This window comes from Pseudomonas sp. 01L34, assembly GCF_056400265.1.
Genome location: NZ_JBFTSX010000008.1, coordinates 147,757 through 164,888, shown reverse-complemented (window position 1 = coordinate 164,888; position 17,132 = coordinate 147,757). Strand labels below are relative to the sequence as shown.

General features: G+C 61.5%; 17 protein-coding genes. 10 read left to right on the top strand and 7 right to left on the bottom strand.

Annotated features, from left to right (window positions below; translation table 11 throughout):
• Positions 1-286: 286 nt before the first annotated feature.
• On the top strand, positions 287-1,384 hold the full coding sequence (locus AC1DQM_RS24435) for a DUF6515 family protein (RefSeq protein WP_138866352.1): 1,098 nt from the start codon (positions 287-289) through the stop codon (positions 1,382-1,384).
• Here the strand turns inward: AC1DQM_RS24435 and AC1DQM_RS24430 are convergent.
• The gene (locus AC1DQM_RS24430) at positions 1,378-2,274 is read right to left on the bottom strand and encodes a cation diffusion facilitator family transporter (protein ID WP_477746973.1); all 897 of its coding nucleotides are present in this window, start codon (positions 2,272-2,274) and stop codon (positions 1,378-1,380) included. The genes AC1DQM_RS24435 and AC1DQM_RS24430 overlap by 7 nt on opposite strands.
• Positions 2,275-2,303: 29 nt before the next feature.
• Entirely contained in the window at positions 2,304-2,723 is a 420-nt protein-coding gene (locus AC1DQM_RS24425; RefSeq protein ID WP_018925778.1) for a hypothetical protein, read from the bottom strand.
• Positions 2,724-2,820: 97 nt separating this feature from the next.
• Between AC1DQM_RS24425 and hrpB the strand changes: the two genes are divergently transcribed.
• Complete coding sequence (gene hrpB, locus AC1DQM_RS24420; RefSeq protein WP_477746972.1) at positions 2,821-5,337, top strand: ATP-dependent helicase HrpB; 2,517 nt, start codon at positions 2,821-2,823, stop codon at positions 5,335-5,337.
• A 149-nt stretch (positions 5,338-5,486) separates the two neighbouring features.
• Here the strand turns inward: hrpB and AC1DQM_RS24415 are convergent, their stop codons facing one another.
• Positions 5,487-6,566 (bottom strand): endonuclease/exonuclease/phosphatase family protein, encoded by a 1,080-nt coding sequence (locus tag AC1DQM_RS24415; RefSeq protein ID WP_477746971.1) that lies wholly within the window; start codon positions 6,564-6,566, stop codon positions 5,487-5,489.
• A gap of 74 nt (positions 6,567-6,640) precedes the next feature.
• Positions 6,641-7,315 (bottom strand): YciC family protein, encoded by a 675-nt coding sequence (locus AC1DQM_RS24410; protein ID WP_428635865.1) that lies wholly within the window; start codon positions 7,313-7,315, stop codon positions 6,641-6,643.
• Between the two features lie 177 nt (positions 7,316-7,492).
• Between AC1DQM_RS24410 and AC1DQM_RS24405 the strand changes: the two genes are divergently transcribed.
• The 3 genes from AC1DQM_RS24405 (at position 7,493) to AC1DQM_RS24395 (ending at position 9,542) form a co-directional block, all read left to right on the top strand.
• Positions 7,493-8,269 (top strand): DUF2076 domain-containing protein, encoded by a 777-nt coding sequence (locus AC1DQM_RS24405; protein WP_477746970.1) that lies wholly within the window; start codon positions 7,493-7,495, stop codon positions 8,267-8,269.
• 159 nt (positions 8,270-8,428) lie between these two features.
• Positions 8,429-8,908 (top strand): LabA-like NYN domain-containing protein, encoded by a 480-nt coding sequence (locus AC1DQM_RS24400; protein WP_018925783.1) that lies wholly within the window; start codon positions 8,429-8,431, stop codon positions 8,906-8,908.
• Between the two features lie 22 nt (positions 8,909-8,930).
• Positions 8,931-9,542 carry a 3'-5' exonuclease gene (locus tag AC1DQM_RS24395; protein WP_018925784.1) on the top strand — a complete coding sequence of 204 codons (612 nt, stop codon included), beginning with the start codon at positions 8,931-8,933 and terminating at the stop codon, positions 9,540-9,542.
• A 19-nt stretch (positions 9,543-9,561) separates the two neighbouring features.
• Here the strand turns inward: AC1DQM_RS24395 and AC1DQM_RS24390 are convergent, their stop codons facing one another.
• Positions 9,562-10,014 (bottom strand): Lrp/AsnC family transcriptional regulator, encoded by a 453-nt coding sequence (locus tag AC1DQM_RS24390; RefSeq protein ID WP_096479505.1) that lies wholly within the window; start codon positions 10,012-10,014, stop codon positions 9,562-9,564.
• Between the two features lie 164 nt (positions 10,015-10,178).
• On the opposite strand from AC1DQM_RS24390, the gene yedA reads away from it, so the two are divergent.
• Positions 10,179-11,111, top strand: coding sequence for a drug/metabolite exporter YedA (yedA, locus tag AC1DQM_RS24385; protein WP_018925786.1), 933 nt, complete (start codon positions 10,179-10,181; stop codon positions 11,109-11,111).
• Between the two features lie 65 nt (positions 11,112-11,176).
• Positions 11,177-12,511 (top strand): RNA helicase RhlE1, encoded by a 1,335-nt coding sequence (locus AC1DQM_RS24380; RefSeq protein ID WP_086945927.1) that lies wholly within the window; start codon positions 11,177-11,179, stop codon positions 12,509-12,511.
• A 36-nt stretch (positions 12,512-12,547) separates the two neighbouring features.
• Here AC1DQM_RS24380 and AC1DQM_RS24375 read toward each other — a convergent pair whose 3' ends face one another.
• Positions 12,548-13,789: a TIGR03862 family flavoprotein gene (locus tag AC1DQM_RS24375; protein WP_477747014.1), complete on the bottom strand. Its 1,242-nt coding sequence runs from the start codon at positions 13,787-13,789 to the stop codon at positions 12,548-12,550.
• 185 nt (positions 13,790-13,974) lie between these two features.
• The gene (locus AC1DQM_RS24370; protein WP_305410228.1) at positions 13,975-14,895 is read right to left on the bottom strand and encodes a histone deacetylase family protein; all 921 of its coding nucleotides are present in this window, start codon (positions 14,893-14,895) and stop codon (positions 13,975-13,977) included.
• A gap of 90 nt (positions 14,896-14,985) precedes the next feature.
• Here AC1DQM_RS24370 and AC1DQM_RS24365 point away from each other — a divergent pair, with 90 nt between their 5' ends.
• The 3 genes from AC1DQM_RS24365 (at position 14,986) to AC1DQM_RS24355 (ending at position 17,121) form a co-directional block, all read left to right on the top strand.
• Positions 14,986-15,555, top strand: a complete 570-nt coding sequence (locus AC1DQM_RS24365) for a GNAT family N-acetyltransferase (RefSeq protein WP_477746969.1) — start codon at positions 14,986-14,988, stop codon at positions 15,553-15,555.
• Positions 15,556-15,661: 106 nt separating this feature from the next.
• Complete coding sequence (gene tesB / locus AC1DQM_RS24360) at positions 15,662-16,531, top strand: acyl-CoA thioesterase II (RefSeq protein WP_019581316.1); 870 nt, start codon at positions 15,662-15,664, stop codon at positions 16,529-16,531.
• Entirely contained in the window at positions 16,528-17,121 is a 594-nt protein-coding gene (locus AC1DQM_RS24355) for an HAD family hydrolase (protein WP_019650914.1), read from the top strand. The genes tesB and AC1DQM_RS24355 overlap by 4 nt, the downstream gene beginning before the upstream one ends.
• The last annotated feature ends 11 nt before the right edge of the window (positions 17,122-17,132 follow it).

Genomic DNA, 17,132 nt, shown 5'->3' with positions numbered 1-17,132 from the left:
CCCAATCAGGCCAGCTGCGGTCGCCACCCCCACCGGGGATGCGTCGGCCCCCGAGCTACACACTGTCCAGAAGACGGCGTGAGGTGAGCCGACGTCATAAGCGTCGAGCACGGACGAAGTTCTCAAAGGGAGGCCGACGGGTCTCCCTTTTTTCTTGCCCGCAATTTGGCATGCCCTTAATAAAAAGCCGCTCAATAAAAAAGTTACGTGACTGATAACCTGTTGCAGAACCGGCCTGCGCTTTCCCAGTCTTACGTACAGGCCCTAACCCGCCGTGAGGAAAAGCATGAAATCGCGCATCTGGCGTTTGGCCGGTGTTGGTTTGCTGTGTGTAAGTGTCACTGCACAATCGCTTGCCGATGAACCACAGAACCGCGGCCCCGATGGCGGGCAGCGTGGGCCTGATCATCGGGGCAATGAACAGGGCCAGGGCCGTGGCGGCAGCAATCAGCCACACCCGCAGAACACCGAAATCATTCGTGGCGACAACAGCCGCCAATTTGAGCGCCACGACCAGAATCAGGGTGGCCAGTGGCAGAACCGGGCGCCGCACGAGTCCAACAATCAGGGCGGCCAGTGGCAGAACCGTACGCCGCACGACTCCAGCGTTCAGGGTGGCCAGTGGCAGAACCGTCCGCTACACGATCCAAACGTTCAGGAGCGAGCGCCGCAACAACCGAGTAATAATCTGCCAATCCAGAGTCGGCCCGATACCGTGCGCCAGACCCAGGAACCGCGGCGTGGCTACTATCAGGACGAACCGTGGCGTAACAATCACAACCAGCCATGGCAGACCGGGGGGCGGGAGCCGCGTCACGATGACCGTCGCTGGCCCGGTCGTCCGGAGGGGCACGGCACAGGCTGGGGCCCCGGCCCGCAGTATCGTCCTGGGTACGTGATCGACCGCTTCCCGGAGGAGCGTCACTTCCGCGTGCCGTATCGTGGCCAGGATTATTTCTATTCCGGTGGCTACTGGTATCGCCCGCAAGGCCCGCGTTATGTGGTGGTTCAGCCGCCTCGCGGGATTCGCGTCAGCTACTTGCCCGATTACGCCCGTGAAGTGTGGATCGGCGGCACGCTGTTGTTCCTGGCGGCCGGCGCATATTACGCCTATCAGGAGAGCACTCAGGATTACGTCGTGGTCGACCCTCCTGTGCAGCCGCCACCGGTGAGCAATGGTTATGACGTGGTGGCGTATCCGGCCAACGGCCAGTCGCCGGAGGAAGTCAGCCGGGACGCTTATGAATGTTATCGCTGGGCCGTGCAACAGAGCGGTTTCGATCCACGTACTGCCACCTACCGACCGGATCCGTCGGTGGTGCAAGTTTACCGACAGGCCCAGGGCAACTGCCTGAGCAGTCGCGGTTATCAGGTGAGTTACTGAGCCTTGGCGGTCTTTACCACTTCCTGCGGGTCGGCGTGCACCAGCACTTCGGCTCGCGGGTAGACGGCATGAATCGCATCGGCGGCTTGATCGCTGATGCCGTGGGCGACTGACAGGGTCAAGTCCCCCGGCAATTCCAGATGCAATTGCACGAACCACTGGTTGCCGGAAATCCGCGTGCGCAAGTCGTGGGCACCCAGAACCCCCGGTACGCTGCAGGCCAGTTCGAGCATGTGCTGGCTGACATCGGTCGGCAATTCTTCATCCATCAGCACTGCAAAACTTTCCCGGGCGATCTGGATCGCGCTCCAGAGGATGTAAGCAGCGATCCCCAGGCCGAACCACGGGTCGACTTGCTGCCAGCCAAACCCTGCCAGCACCAGCGCTACGAGAATGCCGCCGTTGAGCAGCAGGTCCGAACGGTAATGCAAGGAGTCGGCGCTCACCGCGTTGGAGCCGGTAGCCTTGATTACCCGGTGCTGCAACATCAGCAGGGCTACGGTCAGGACGAGGGAGAACACAATCACCCCGATACTGAGCCACGCTGCGCCTATCGGTTCCGGATGTTTCAACCGTTCGATCGCCTGCAGGGAAATCAGCACGGCACTGCCACCAATGAACAGCGCCTGAGCCATGCCCGCCAGTGATTCGGCCTTGCCGTGCCCATATCGATGATCATCGTCGGCCGGGCGCAAGGCGTAATGCACGGCCATCAGGTTGAGCAGCGAGCTAATGCCGTCGAGTGCCGAGTCGGTTAACCCGGCGAGCATGCTCACCGAGCCGCTCAGCCACCAGGCGATGGCTTTGGCGATGATCAATATGCACGCGACCGCCACCGAGGCGCGCGTCGCCAGCCGCAGCAGGCGGGCGTGGTCAGTAGGGGTCGTCATCAGTGCTGTGGTTCCTTCAAATGCACGAATTATGCAGCCGGTTGCAGGCCGAACATAGCCAGTTGCTGGGCGCTGCCCTTGTGCTGGATCAGACGCGGATCGTCCAGCGGGAAGCTGCGGCCCAGTTCACTTTCGAGAATAGTCTGCAACTTGTGGTTATCGACCTTGCCGTCGGCGCCGATGGCTTCCTTGAGTTTTTCCGGCGCCACCTGGGCGGTCCGGCCGGGCTCGAAGTAAATGGCACCCGTGGTGAAGTCCACTGCAAAGGCGATCAGGCCGGGGATGATATAGAACAGCAGGCCCACTGCATCCAGCGCGGCAATGGCCGGGTCAATCTTGCCGTCGATCTGGCCGCGGCGATCGGGGTAGAAAATCGAACCGCAGGCGGTCATTTGGGTCAGCAAGGACGCGATCAATACACCGCCGATCAAGCGAAAGGGAGCACGCATTTGAAATCTCCTGGGTTATCTGGAAACGAAGCATCGTCGATATGAATTAGGACCGCGCTGAACGCCGTTATACTCGGCCCTCTGTTTGGGAGCCAGCATGATTTCTTTGCCAATTGATGAAGTTTTACCCGCCCTGCGTGAAGCCCTCACTACACGCCACGAAGCCGTGCTCGAAGCACCGCCCGGTGCCGGTAAAACCACCCGGGTGCCGTTGGCCTTGCTCGATGAGCCGTGGCTGGCCGGGCAGACCATTCTAATGCTCGAACCGCGCCGGTTAGCAGCGCGGGCGGCGGCGGAGCGCTTGGCCAGTGAATTGGGCGAGAAGGTCGGCGAAACCGTGGGTTATCGCATTCGTCTTGACAGCAAGGTCGGCCCCAATACCCGCATCGAAGTGGTCACCGAAGGCATCCTCACCCGGCGCCTGCAGGATGACCCGGCGCTGGAAGGCGTGGGGTTGCTGATTTTCGATGAATTCCACGAGCGCAGCCTCGATGCCGACCTGGCACTGGCCCTGAGCCTGAATGGCCGGGAGCTGTTCCGCGACGATCAACCGCTGAAAATCCTCTTGATGTCGGCAACCCTGGAAGGCGAACGCCTGGCCGGATTGCTGGATGACGCGCCAATCCTGCGCAGCGAAGGTCGCATGTACCCGGTGGCGATGCGCTGGGGCCGGCCGTTTCAGCCCGGTGAGTTCATCGAGCCAAAGGTGGTGCAGACCATCCTCGACGCGCTGAACGATGAAACCGGCAGCCTGCTGGTGTTCCTGCCGGGGCAGGCGGAAATTCGGCGGGTGCATCAACAATTGGCCGATGCCTTGGGCGAGGGCACGCCGGTGTTGCTGTGCCCGCTGCACGGCGAACTGGACCTGGCGGCGCAGCGGGCGGCGATTGACCCGGCGCCTGCGGGCAAGCGCAAAGTGGTGCTGGCCACCAACATCGCCGAAACCAGCCTGACCATCAATGGCGTGCGCGTGGTGATCGATGCCGGGTTGGCGCGCGTGCCGCGTTTCGACCCCGGCAGCGGCATGACTCGCCTGGATACCCAACGGATCTCCAAAGCCAGTGCAACGCAGCGTGCAGGCCGGGCCGGGCGTTTGGAGCCCGGTGTGTGTTATCGCTTGTGGTCGCAGGATCAGCACGAGCAACTGGCGGCTTACGCCAGTGCGGAAATACTCTCGGCGGACCTTGCCGGGCTGGCCTTGCAACTCGGTCGTTGGGGCGTGACGCCGGGGCAGTTGGTTTGGCTCGATGTGCCTCCGGCAGCGGCTTATGCACAGGCCCAGGATCTGCTTGAGCGTTTGGGTGCGCTGGAGGGCGAAGCGCTGACCCGTCATGGTCAGGCCATGGCCGAACTGCCGGCCCATCCACGGATCGCCCATTTGCTGTTGCGTGGCCAGGCGCTCGGTCTGGCCGACATGGCCTGTGATGTCGCGGCACTGCTTGGTGAGCGCGATATCTTGCGTGGTGCTGGCGCGGACCTGCACAGCCGACTGGTGCTGTTATCCGGTGAAGAGCGGGCCGCTCGCGGTGCGCAGGGCGGTGTTCAACGAGCTCGGCAGCTGGCGCGACAGTATCGTGGTTATTTGCGCGGCAAAGCGTCGGAGCCGGTCAACGATCCCGAACATCCGCGTTGGCTCGGTGCGCTGCTGGCATTGGCTTATCCCGATCGGGTCGCCCAACAGCGGCGGGCCGGTGGCGCGGAGTATCGCCTGGCCAACGGTCGTGCGGCGCTATTTGCCGAGGCGGACAGCCTGATGAAGCAACCGTGGCTGGTGATCGCCGATCTGGGCAGTCGTCAGGGCCAGCGTGAAGAACGGATTTATCTGGCGACGGATTTTGATCCGGCGCTGTTTGATTCGGTGCTGGCCGAACAGGTGCGGTGTGTCGATCAATTGGATTGGGATGAGCGCGAAGGTGTGCTGCGGGCCGAGCGTCAGCGCAAGGTCGGCGAGTTGATCCTCAGCCGCGAACCGCTGACCGGGCTCGATGAAAGTGCGCGCAGTCAGGCGTTGGTGAATCTGGTGCGGCGCAAAGGTCTGGAGCTGTTGCCCTGGACCCCGGAGCTGCGTCAGTGGCAGGCGCGGGTGGCGTTGTTGCGGCAGTTGGATCTCGCGGGTAAAGGCGAGAGCGAATGGCCGGATGTCAGCGACGCAACATTGCTCAAAAGCCTCGAACACTGGCTGATGCCCTATCTGGGGAAAGTCTCGCGGCTCAGTCACTTCGCCAATCTGGACCTGTCGAGCATCGTTCACAACTTGCTGCCGTGGCCGTTGCCGCAACGGCTGGATGAGCTGGCGCCGCATCATTTGAGCGTGCCGTCGGGCTCATCGATTCGTCTGGATTACAGTGAACAGCCACCGATTCTGGCGGTGCGGTTGCAGGAGTTGTTCGGCTTGGCCGAGACTCCGCGGATTGCCGGCGGCCGGCAAGTGGTGAAACTGCATCTGTTGTCCCCGGCGCGGCGGCCAGTGCAGGTGACGCAGGACCTGGCGAACTTCTGGCGCAGCACCTATGCCGAGGTGAAGAAGGATTTGAAGGGGCGGTATCCGAAGCACTACTGGCCGGATGATCCGCTGGTGGCCGAGGCGACGGCGCGGGTTAAGCCTCGTAAGTAGGGCACGGATTTTTGTGGCGAGGGAGCTTGCTCCCGTTGGGCTGCAAAGCAGCCCCAAATTCTGTCACATCATTTTTCAGGTGCGTGGCGTCAATCGGTTTACGACTGCTGCGCAGTCGAGCGGGAGCAAGCTCCCTCGCCACAGGTGTTTTATGGCGCGGCCGGCAACAGAAACCGCGCAATCACCGGCAAATGATCGGAAATGCGCAACGTATCGTCCTGCCGCACCCGCGCTTCGACCCGTTTGATGCGCGGGCTGTAAAACAGGTAATCGACGGTCCGGTCCGGCCCGTTCAAGCCGGGATCATTCGGGTAATGGGTCAACCATTGTGCCCGGTCGATACCGCTGGCTTCGTTGTTGGTGGGGATCATCGGGTATTTGTCCCACAGCACATGCAGCGCGCTGTCGGCAGAGTAGGGCGTGCGTTGCTCGGCGGGCAGGCGTTGATACTGGCCCAGCGGCAACAGGTTGAAATCTCCACCGATCAACCACGGCGTGCCTTGGCTTTCGAACTTGTCGAGCACCTTGGCCACGGCGGTCACCTGGGATTGCAAGGTATCGTCGAGCTGGCTGGTGCGGTCCAGATGGGTGTTGAGCACGGCCATCTGGCCACCGTCGTTCAATGCCAGGTACGTGACCAGCAAGGCGTCTTTCGGCTTGAACTGACGGCTGATGACATTGGCCGGCGCGACCGGCAATTGCAGGCGTTCGGCGTGTTCGATCCGGTAGCGGCTCAGGGTCGCCAATTGCCGGCCAACGCTGCCGAAAATATGCGGTTCAGGTACGAAGTCGGCTTTCCAGTCGAAGGCCTGAGTGGTGCACGGATACAGGTCGGTGACCCGATCCTGAAGTAATTTGAACTGGTTCTGGTAGTCGCTGGCCTTGGCGCCGTCATCGAGTTCCTGCAACAGCACGATGTCCGGTTGCTCGTCGCGAATCACCCGCGCCACTTCGTCGAGGCTGAAGGCCATGTCTTCAGGTGTAGGGGATTCGTCGTCTCCTGCGGCCAGGTCGTTCCAGAACACGTAGCGCTTGCCGGCCAGATACTGGACGTTCCAGGTCATCACCTTCAACGCCTGACCGGGCACCAGCGTCGGCGCCTGGGCGTTGCAACTGACCGGCAGCGCTTCCTTGGCGTCGGGGCGCCAGGTCAGGCTGTAGATCAGCATTGCAATCAGGCTGATGGCGATCAGCAGGCCCAGCAGGGTGTAGCGCAGTAGACGGGGCATAGCTCGGCTTATCGCGTTACAAGATTGACCCCGAGCATAACCGAGAGCAGCGCCAAAGCCCAAGGGTAGAGCGGTCAGAGCCGCTCATCAGATTTCTCGGGTGCATCGGCGATCAGCATGAACAAACGGAACAGCACCACGCTGGTGAACAACTGCAGGAAGCTGTGGGCGCTGTCGATCAGCAGCGAGATCACCGGGTTTTGCGGGTCAGGGTAAACCGCCAGCGTCGCGCCCTTGAGCACCCACAGCGGGCCCATCACGCACAGAATGCACACCAGGATGCGTATGAAATGCCCGCGGGTCAGGCGCAGGCTTTCCTTCATCGCCGCCAGCGGTGCCAGGCCGCGCAGCACCAACAGGTACTCGCCGAACGCCAGCGTCACCATCAGCCAGATGCCCGGCAGGAAATACAGCGACAGGCCGATCAGGATCAGCAGGGTATTAAGGGCGGTCAGCACGGCGAAGCGCGGCCACAGGGTCGCCGCGGCTGCCAACAGGTCGCGGGTACGCGGCGATTCTCCTCGGCTGCGGGCATCGAGAAACAGGATCAGCGCGGCGGTGTACAGCGGATACACCAGCAAGCCGACAATTACACTGATGCCGGCGAAACTGTCCGGCCCGGTGGAGCGGTCGACCACTTGTTGCAGCAGCGCCTCGACAATCACCAGCGGCAGGCATAGCTGCACGATCTGGCCCAGATTGCGCTTGAAAAAATACAGAGAGTCACGCAGTACATCGAACGAATTCATCAGTCGGTATCGCAGGTTGAAAGCAGTGCCTCACTTTAACCGATCAACCCCTTCGGGGCACAAACGTAAACGTTCGGTAAAGGTCATTGAAACATCCTGTATCAGCCCCATTACTGGTGAGCACCTTATCCACTGTGGGTGAGGGCACTGATATTCCCGGCAATCTACGAGGTCGCCATGAACAGCGAAGAACAAACCCTGATCGATGGACTGTTTTCCCGGCTGCAACAGGCCGAAACGGACTCAGCCCCGCGCGACGCCCAGGCCGAGACGCGGATCAAGGAACACCTGACTCGCCAACCAGCGGCGGGCTATTTCATGACCCAGGCGATTCTGGTGCAAGAGGCAGCCATCAAGAGCCTCGACGAACAGAACAAGCAACTTACCCAGCAAGTCCAGCAATTGCAGGCCGAACTGCAACAGGCCAAGGCCCAGACAGCGGCACCGGCACCGAGCAGCGGCGGCTTTTTGTCGAGCATTTTCGGCGGCGCTTCCCGTGATCCGCAGCCTGCGCCGACTCAAAGCACAGCCCCCTCGAATGGCGGCTGGCGTGAACCAGGACGGCCGTCGTTCAACTCGCAGCCGCAGCAAAACTTCGGTGCACCGCCTGCTCAGCAGAATTTCGGAGCGCCACCTCAGCAGAATTACGCACCGCAACAGCCTGTCGGCAGCGGTTTCCTCGGCGGTGCGTTGAAAACGGCAGCAGGTGTGGCCGGTGGCGTGATGCTGGCGCAAGGCATCAGCAGCCTGTTCCATCACAATCAGCAGCCGGAAGTGGTTGAAGTCATCAAGGAAGAACCGGCCAAGGTCAACGATCAGAGCGATAGCAGCGGTTGGGGCAATGATCAGCGCGTAGCTGACAACTCCAGCGATCAGGGCGGTTTCACCGACGCGGATTACGATGATGACAGTTCATCGTTCTTCGGCGGCGATGACGACGACTCCTTCATCTGACCTGCCATTCGTCCGGAGCGCCATGGCGCTCCGGGCCGATTATTCGCGGAACAATCCTTCGGGCTGGCATACTGGGCGACTTTTCGGGCCTGGAGCCTGATCCAGCCCGCGCGCCTGTGCGCCACGACCCCGCGCGCCAACGCGCTGAGAGGATGTACGGTGAAAAAAATCGCAGTGTTCGCCGATGTCCAGAACCTCTACTACACCGTGCGTCAGGCCTATGGTTGCCATTTCAACTACGCCGCTTTGTGGGCTGACGTCAGCAAGCAGGGGCAGATCGTCGAGGCCTACGCCTATGCGATCGATCGTGGCGACAGCAAACAGCAGCAGTTCCAGCAGATCCTGCGCAACCTCGGCTTCGTCGTGAAGCTCAAGCCCTACATCCAGCGCAGCGACGGTTCGGCCAAAGGCGACTGGGACGTGGGCATCACCCTCGACATCATGGACGCCGCCGACCATGTCGACGAAGTGGTGTTGGCCTCTGGCGACGGCGATTTCGACATGCTGTTGGAGCGCATCATCGCCAAGCACGGCGTGCAGGCGGTGGCCTACGGCGTGCCGGGTCTGACGGCCAACTCGCTGATCCGCGCCGCCAGTCGTTACGTACCGATCGAAGGCGCGTTGCTGCTCAAGAATTGATTTTTACGGAGTTGAAACAGGTTTGGAACGCATAGCAGTCATCGACTTTGAAACCACCGGGATCTCCCCGAGCAGCAGCTGCCGGGCCACGGAAATTGCCGTGGTGATTCTTGAACAGGGGCGCATCGTCGAGCGTTACCAAAGCCTGATGAATGCCGGCGTGCGGGTGCCGGCGTTCATCGAACAACTGACCGGCATCAGCAACGCCATGCTGCGCACTGCGCCCTCGGCCGAGCAGGTGATGAACGAGGTCAACGAATTTGTCGGCATTACGCCGCTGCTGGCGCACAACGCTGCGTTCGACCAGAAGTTCTGGGACTACGAGCTCGGGCGAATCAAACGTACACGTCTGCAGAACTTTGCCTGCTCGCTGTTACTCGCCCGCCGCCTGATGCCCGCTGCGCCGAACCACAAACTCGGCACCCTCACCACCTTCGCCAGCCTGCCCAATACCGGCAAGGCTCACCGGGCCATGGCCGATGCGGAAATGGCCGCCAACCTGACGGCGCATCTGGCGCAAGAGCTGCGGCAAAAGCATGGATTGCGCGAGTTGTCCCATGATCTGCTGTGCAGCTTGCAGAAAGTGCCGGCGGCGAAGATCAATGAGCATTTGAAGCGGTATCGCGGGTTCTGACAGAAGCACCCCTGGAGAACTATTTGCCATTCCCCTCCAGCTGCCCCAACGGCACGCGTTTTTCGATGGCGCTCGATAACACAATCGAGGTCTTGCTGAACCCGAACGTGGCGATCCGGTTGATCAACTCTTCCAGCTCCGGCATCGAGCCCACCGCCGCTTGCATGATCACGCAGGGGTCGCCGGTGACGCGATGGCATTCGGTGAGCTGTGGGATTTTGATCAGTTCGTCGTAGGTTTTCTGATTACCGTGCTGGTTCAGGCGCAGTTCGATGACGCACTGGATCGGCAGGCCGATTTTGGACAGGTCGACTTTCGCCTGGTAACCAGTGATCACTCCGCAGGCTTCAAGTTTGGCAACGCGTTCGGCCACCGCCGGAGCGGACAGGTTCACCTTTCGCGCCAGATCGGCGTAGGACGCACGACCGTTTTCCAGCAGGGCGCTGAGGAGCATGCGGTCGTATTTGTCCATCGTGGCCTACCTGAAAAATGACTGACTTTCGAAAGCACGGTTTATAGCGTCGAACTCCGTGTTTTGAAAAGTGTACCGGCGCTATAAACAGGTTTTGTAGCTTATTTTCCGCTGTTGGCCTTTCTAGAATAGCGGCTCTCCTTGTCTTGTTCCTCGAGCTGCCCATGTCTGGTCTACGCCGTTTTTCCTTACCGCTGATCGCTGCTTTTTTCGCGTTGTACGTGATTTGGGGGTCGACTTATCTGGTGATTCGCATCGGCGTGCAGTACTGGCCGCCGTTGCTGCTCGCCGGTATCCGCTTCGTGCTCGCCGGGACGTTGATGTACGCGTACCTGCGCTGGCGCGGGGCGCCGGCGCCGACCTGGGCGCAGTGGAAAGCGGCGGGGATCATCGGGATTTTGCTGCTGACATGCGGTAACGGTGCGGTGAGCGTCGCCGAACACACGGGCGTGGCCTCTGGCGTGGCCGCGTTGGCGGTGGCGACGGTGCCGCTGTTTACCTTGTTGTGCGGATATTTCTGGGGCGCGCGTAATACCCGTCTCGAATGGGCCGGGATTGTGCTTGGGCTGATCGGTATTGCCATGCTCAACCTCGGCTCCAACCTGCAATCGAGCCCGTTGGGCGCGGCGTTGCTGGTGTTCGCGGCGGCGTCCTGGGCCTTTGGTTCGGTGTGGAGCAAACACTTGCCGTTGCCTCAGGGCGCGATGGCCAGTGCTGTGGAGATGCTGGTGGGTGGCGTGGTGTTGCTGATCGGCAGTGCGGTGAGTGGCGAGCGTCTGGAAAGTCTGCCGCCGATCGAAGGTTGGGCGGCGCTGGCGTACCTGACCCTCTTCGGTTCGATCATCGCCTTCAACGCCTACATGTACCTGTTGAAACACGTGCGGCCGGCAGCGGCCACCAGCTATGCCTACGTCAACCCGGCGGTGGCGGTGTTGCTGGGGATCGTGTTTGTCGGCGAGACCATCGGTATCGAAGAAACGCTGGCGATGGCGGTGATCATCAGTGCGGTGGTGTTGATCGGGTTGCCACAGTGGCGTCGTGGCACAGATCGGCCTGCCCCTGCCGTAGCGGTGCCGACAGAATCCCGCGCGAATTAGGGTAAACTGCGCGCCATTGCACACTTGTTTCGCACAATCGCGCTGATTTTTCCTACGGTACTCCCATGACTTTCGCCACCCTTGGCCTGATCGAACCCTTGCTGCGCGCCCTCGAGACGCTCGGCTACCAGACCCCGACGCCGGTTCAGGCGCAAGCGATTCCGGCGGTGCTGGCCGGTCGCGACCTGATGGCCGCGGCCCAGACCGGCACCGGCAAAACCGCAGGTTTCGCCTTGCCGCTGCTGCAATTGCTGGCCATGGAAGGGCCGAAAGTCAGCGCCAACTCCGTGCGCGCGCTGATTCTGGTGCCGACCCGCGAACTGGCCGAACAGGTTCACGAAGCCGTGCGCCAGTATGCCGAGAACCTGCCGTTGAGCACCTACGCGGTGTACGGCGGCGTCAGCATCAACCCGCAAATGATGAAACTGCGCAAAGGTGTCGACCTGTTGGTGGCGACCCCGGGCCGTTTGCTCGACCTGTTCCGTCAGAACGCGCTCAAGTTCAACCAGCTGCAAACCCTGGTGCTGGACGAAGCCGATCGCATGCTCGATCTGGGCTTTTCCGAGGAGCTGGGGAATATCTATAAAGCCCTACCTTCGAGACGTCAGACGCTGCTGTTCTCCGCGACCTTCTCCGATGCGATCCGCATGCTGGCCGGGCAAATGCTCAACGACCCGCTGAGCATCGAAGTCAGCCCGCGTAACGTGGCCGCCAACACCGTCAAGCAATGGGTGGTGACGGTGGATAAAAAGCGCAAGCCGGAGCTGTTCATTCACTTGATGCGCAAGGGCAAGTGGAAGCAGGTGCTGGTGTTCGCCAAGACCCGTAACGGCGTAGACGCGTTGGTGGAAAAACTCCAGGGCCTGGGCGTCAATGCCGACGGCATCCACGGCGACAAACCCCAGGCAACTCGCCAGCGGGCGCTGGATCGCTTCAAGGCCAGCGAAGTGCAGATCCTCGTGGCCACCGACGTGGCTGCCCGAGGCCTGGATATCGAAGATTTGCCATTGGTGGTCAACTTCGACCTGCCGATCGTGGCCGAGGACTACATCCACCGCATCGGTCGTACCGGCCGTGCGGGCGCAACCGGGCAGGCTATTTCGCTGGTCTGCGCTGATGAAGTGAATCAACTGTCGGCCATCGAGATGTTGACCCGTCAGACGTTGACTCGCCAGATGGAGCCGGACTTCGAACCTGAACACCGCGTGCCGGATACCGATGCCAGCGGTCAGGTGATCAAGAAGCCGAAAAAACCGAAGAAGCCCAAAACCTCCGGTGGCGGCAAGCGCAACCTGGGTAAATGGGTCGAGAGCGGTGAGGCGTCGGCGCCGGAGCCTTCGATCAAGCCGGTGCGTAAAGTGCCGGTGTTCAATACCGGGCCGCGTAAGCGTAAGCCTTGATCCTCTGAAGATCGTTCCCACGCAGTGTGGGAACGATCAGTGTCGGTGCTTCAACCACTCCACCATCCCCAACCCCGCCGCTCGCCCACTGGCGAAACACGCGGTCAGTAGATAGCCGCCGGTCGGCGCTTCCCAATCGAGCATTTCCCCTGCGCAGAACACGCCGGGTAGTTGCTTGAGCATCAAACGTTCATCCATCGCCTCGAACATCACGCCACCGGCACTGCTGATGGCTTCGTCCAATGGCCGGGTTTTCACCAGCGTCAGCGGCAATGCCTTGATTGCTTTGGCCAGCAGGGCCGGATCGGCAAAACAGTCAGCCGGTGTCAATTCCCGCAACAATGCTGCTTTCACGCCATCTAGCCCAAGCTGACTGTGCAGGTGTTTGGCCATGGAGCGTGAGCCGCGCGGTTTGCTCAGCGCCGCCTGGATTTTATCCACAGGCTTGCCCGGCAACAGATCGAGGTGAACGGTTGCCGAGCAATGTTGATTGATCGCTTCGCGGATCGCTGCCGACAGGGCGTAGATCAAACTGCCCTCAATTCCCGTGGCAGTGATCACACACTCGCCGAGTCGCGGCACGTCGTCATTGAGGCCGATGGCGATGTTTTTCAGCGGGCTGCCGGCGAATTTTCTGACCATCAATTCGCTCCAGGCCTGCACCTCGAAGCCGCAATTGCTCGGTTGCAATGGCGCCAGCCCTACACCGCGCTGTTCCAGCGGCAGCATCCAGGCACCGTCCGAGCCGAGACGCGACCAGCTTCCGCCGCCGAGTGCCAGCAGGCTCGCATCCGCGTGAACGGTTTTTTCGCCTTCGGGGCTGTCGATTAGCAAATCACCGTTGTTATCCCAACCGAGCCAGCGATGGCGGGTGTGGATAACTACGCCGGCATCGCGCAGGCGTTTGAGCCAGGCACGCAACAGGGGCGCGGCTTTCATGTCGGTGGGAAACACCCGGCCGGAGCTGCCGACAAAAGTTTCGATGCCCAGGTCATGAATCCATTGGCACAAGGCTTCGGCGCCGAACGAGCGTAACAGCGGGGCGATCTGCGGCGCCCGTTCGGCATAGCGTGAGAGAAATGCCGGGTAGGCCTCGGAGTGGGTGATGTTCATGCCGCCGACCCCGGCGAGCAGGAATTTTCGCCCCACTGAAGGCATGCCGTCGTACAGATCGACCTTGATCCCGGCCTGGCTCAACACTTCAGCCGCCATCAAGCCGGCGGGGCCGCCGCCGATGATGGCGACGTGAGGGGGGAGGGAAGTGGAGGGCTGGGTCATGGCGAGAGCTGCGGCGTGGCGGAATAAGCCGCGCATTCTACCAGCCCTGCTCCCTGTGGGAGGATTCGAGGGCTGGTTAAAAAACAACCACCGCTCTGTAACCTATACCCCGCATGGGCTGCCGGCCCTTTCACTCAGGTTATCCACAGGCGGTTCCACAGGCATTGTGGGTAAAGACTCACACATCAATGACAACCTGATGACTGCCACACCCGTTGGGCGCTGTGATGGAGGATGCCATGACGGCGCGCCAGAGCCTTGCGGTCCTTGCTGTAGCCGCCGCCGATCACGCCGACCACCGGAATATCCCGGCCCAGGCAATGGCGCATCACGCTTTCATCACGAGCGGCGACGCCTTCGTCGGTCAGCTTCAGATAACCCAGGGCGTCGTCCTTGTGCACATCGACACCGGCGTCGTACAGCACCAGATCCGGTTGATAGAGCGGCAGCAAATAGTTGAGCGCATCGTCCACCACCTTCAGGTAATCGGCGTCGCCCATGCCCATCGGCAACGGGATGTCCCAGTCGCTTTCGGCTTTGCGTGCAGGAAAATTCTTTTCGCAGTGTAGGGAAACGGTCACCGCTTCCGGGGTGTTGTGCAGGATTCGTGCAGTCCCGTCGCCCTGATGCACATCGCAATCGAAGATCAACACCCGATTCACCCGGCCACTTTCCAGCAGGTAATGGCTGATCACCGCCAGGTCGTTGAAGATGCAGAACCCGGCAGGGTGATCGTAATGCGCGTGGTGTGTACCTCCGGCCAGGTGACAAGCCAAGCCATGTTCCAGCGCCTGTTCGGCCGCCAGCAGCGAACCGCCGACCGCCCGCACTGTGCGCCGGGCCAGTGCTTCGCTCCAGGGCAGGCCGAGGCGCCGCTGGTCTTCGCGGGACAACTCGCCACCCATGTAGCGCTCGATGTACGCAGGGTCATGGGCGAGGGCGAGAATATCCGCCGGGCACAGCTCCGGGCGCAGCAGGTCGATGTCACGGGTCAGGCCACTGTCCACCAGGTGATCGCGCAGCAGGCGAAACTTGTCCATGGGGAAGCGGTGATCCGCCGGGAACTCGGGACTGTAGTCTTCGTGGTAGATCAGGGGCAGGGGCATGGCTGATTTATCGGGGAAGCATGTAGGAATGAGTGAACGATCCTACCAGCGATGTAGACTTGCGGCATGGAAACAGAGGGGAGGGGCACGATGGAGCCGATACTGGAACTCGAAAGCGCACGACTGTCGTTACGGCAGTGGCGCGATGAGGATTTGCCGGCGTTTGCGGCGATGTGCGCCGATCCACAAGTGATGCGGTATTTTCCGGCGCCCTTGAGTCGGCTGGAAAGTGCCTCGCTGATCGGGCGGGTTCGCGGGCATTTTGCCGAGTATGGTTTCGGCCTCTGGGCACTGGAGCGCAAGGACACCGGGGCGTTCATCGGGTTTACCGGGCTGAGTGTGGTCGGCTTTGACGCACCGTTCACGCCAGCCATCGAAATCGGCTGGCGCCTGGCGCGCGAGCACTGGGGCCTGGGTTATGCCAGCGAGGCGGCGTGGACCGCTCTGCGCTGTGGGTTTGATCGCTTGGCGCTGCAAGAGGTCGTGGCGTTCACCACCGAAACCAATCTGCCTTCGCAAAAAGTCATGCAGGCGATCGGCATGCAGCATGACCCCGTTGATGACTTCGAGCACCCCAGGCTTGCCGCCGATCATCCGCTGCGCCCGCACGTGTTGTACCGCATCACCCGTGAGCAATGGCTGCAAACCTTGCATGGATAAGCAGGCACGGACGTTTACAATGGCCCTCATGTTGAACCGGGCCATAAACTGAATCGACCGCCGCAGCCAAGACTGCGCGGCATTGCTTTGTGTGAGGAGAGTCTGAATGAGCCAAGTGTTGGAAGATCTGGTAGACCTGCTGACCCTGGAACCGATTGAAGAAAACCTGTTTCGTGGCCGCAGCCAGGACTTGGGTTTCCGTCAGTTGTTCGGCGGCCAGGTGCTCGGCCAGTCCCTGTCGGCGGCCAGTCAGACAGTCGAAGAGACCCGCCATGTGCACTCGATGCACGGTTACTTCCTGCGTCCGGGCGATGCGAAGTTGCCGGTGGTGTATCAGGTCGATCGGGTGCGCGATGGCGGCAGTTTCAGCACGCGCCGGGTGACGGCGATCCAGAAGGGCAACCCGATTTTCACCTGCAGCGCCTCGTTCCAGTACGACGAAGAAGGCTTCCAGCACCAGAGCGAAATGCCGCAAGTGGTCGGCCCGGAGAACCTGCCGTCGGAGCTGGAACTCACTCAGCAGCGCGCACACCTGATTCCGGAGCACATGCGCGAAAAACTGCTGTGCCCGAAACCGATCGAATTCCGTCCGGTGACCGAAAAAGACCCCTACAACCCGCAGCCTGCCGATCCAGTCAAATACGTCTGGTTCCGCGCCGACGGTGCCTTGGCCGATACTCCTGCGCTGCACAAATACCTGCTGGCCTACGCGTCGGACTTCGGTTTGCTGACCACCTCAATGCTGCCCCATGGCAAATCGGTCTGGCAGAAAGACATGCAGGTCGCCAGCCTTGATCACGCGTTGTGGTTCCACGCCGACCTGCGCGCCGATGACTGGTTGCTGTACGCCATGGACAGCCCGTGGGCCGGCAACTCGCGTGGGTTCTCCCGTGGCAGCGTGTTCAACCGTGCCGGGCAACTGGTGGCCTCGGTCACTCAGGAAGGCCTGATTCGTCATCGCAAGGATTGGGCATGAGCCTGGCCGAAGTGCGGCACTGGGTGTTCGACATGGACGGCACCCTGACCGTGGCCGTACATGACTTCGCGGCGATCCGCGTGGCGTTGGCGATTCCTGCAGAACACGACATCCTCACTCACCTCGCTGGGCTGCCGGCCGAAGAAGCGGCGGCCAAACATGCGTGGCTGCTGGAGCATGAACGGGATCTGGCACGGGGTTCGAAACCGGCGCCGGGCGCGGTGGAACTGGTGCGTGAGTTGGCGGGGCGCGGTTATCGCCTGGGCATTCTCACGCGCAATGCTCGCGAGCTGGCGCATGTCACGCTGGAGGCGATTGGCCTGGCCGATTGCTTTGCGGTGGAGGATGTACTGGGGCGCGATGAGGCACCGCCCAAACCGCACCCCGGTGGTTTACTGAAACTGGCCGAGGCCTGGAAGGTGCCGGCGAGTGAAATGGTGATGGTCGGTGATTACCGCTTCGATCTGGATTGCGGCCGGGCGGCGGGGACGCGGACGGTGTTGGTGAACCTGCCGGATAATCCGTGGCCGGAATTGACTGATTGGCATGCGCGCGATTGCGTGGAATTGCGGCAGCTGCTTTCGGCTTGAGAGATTGGGCG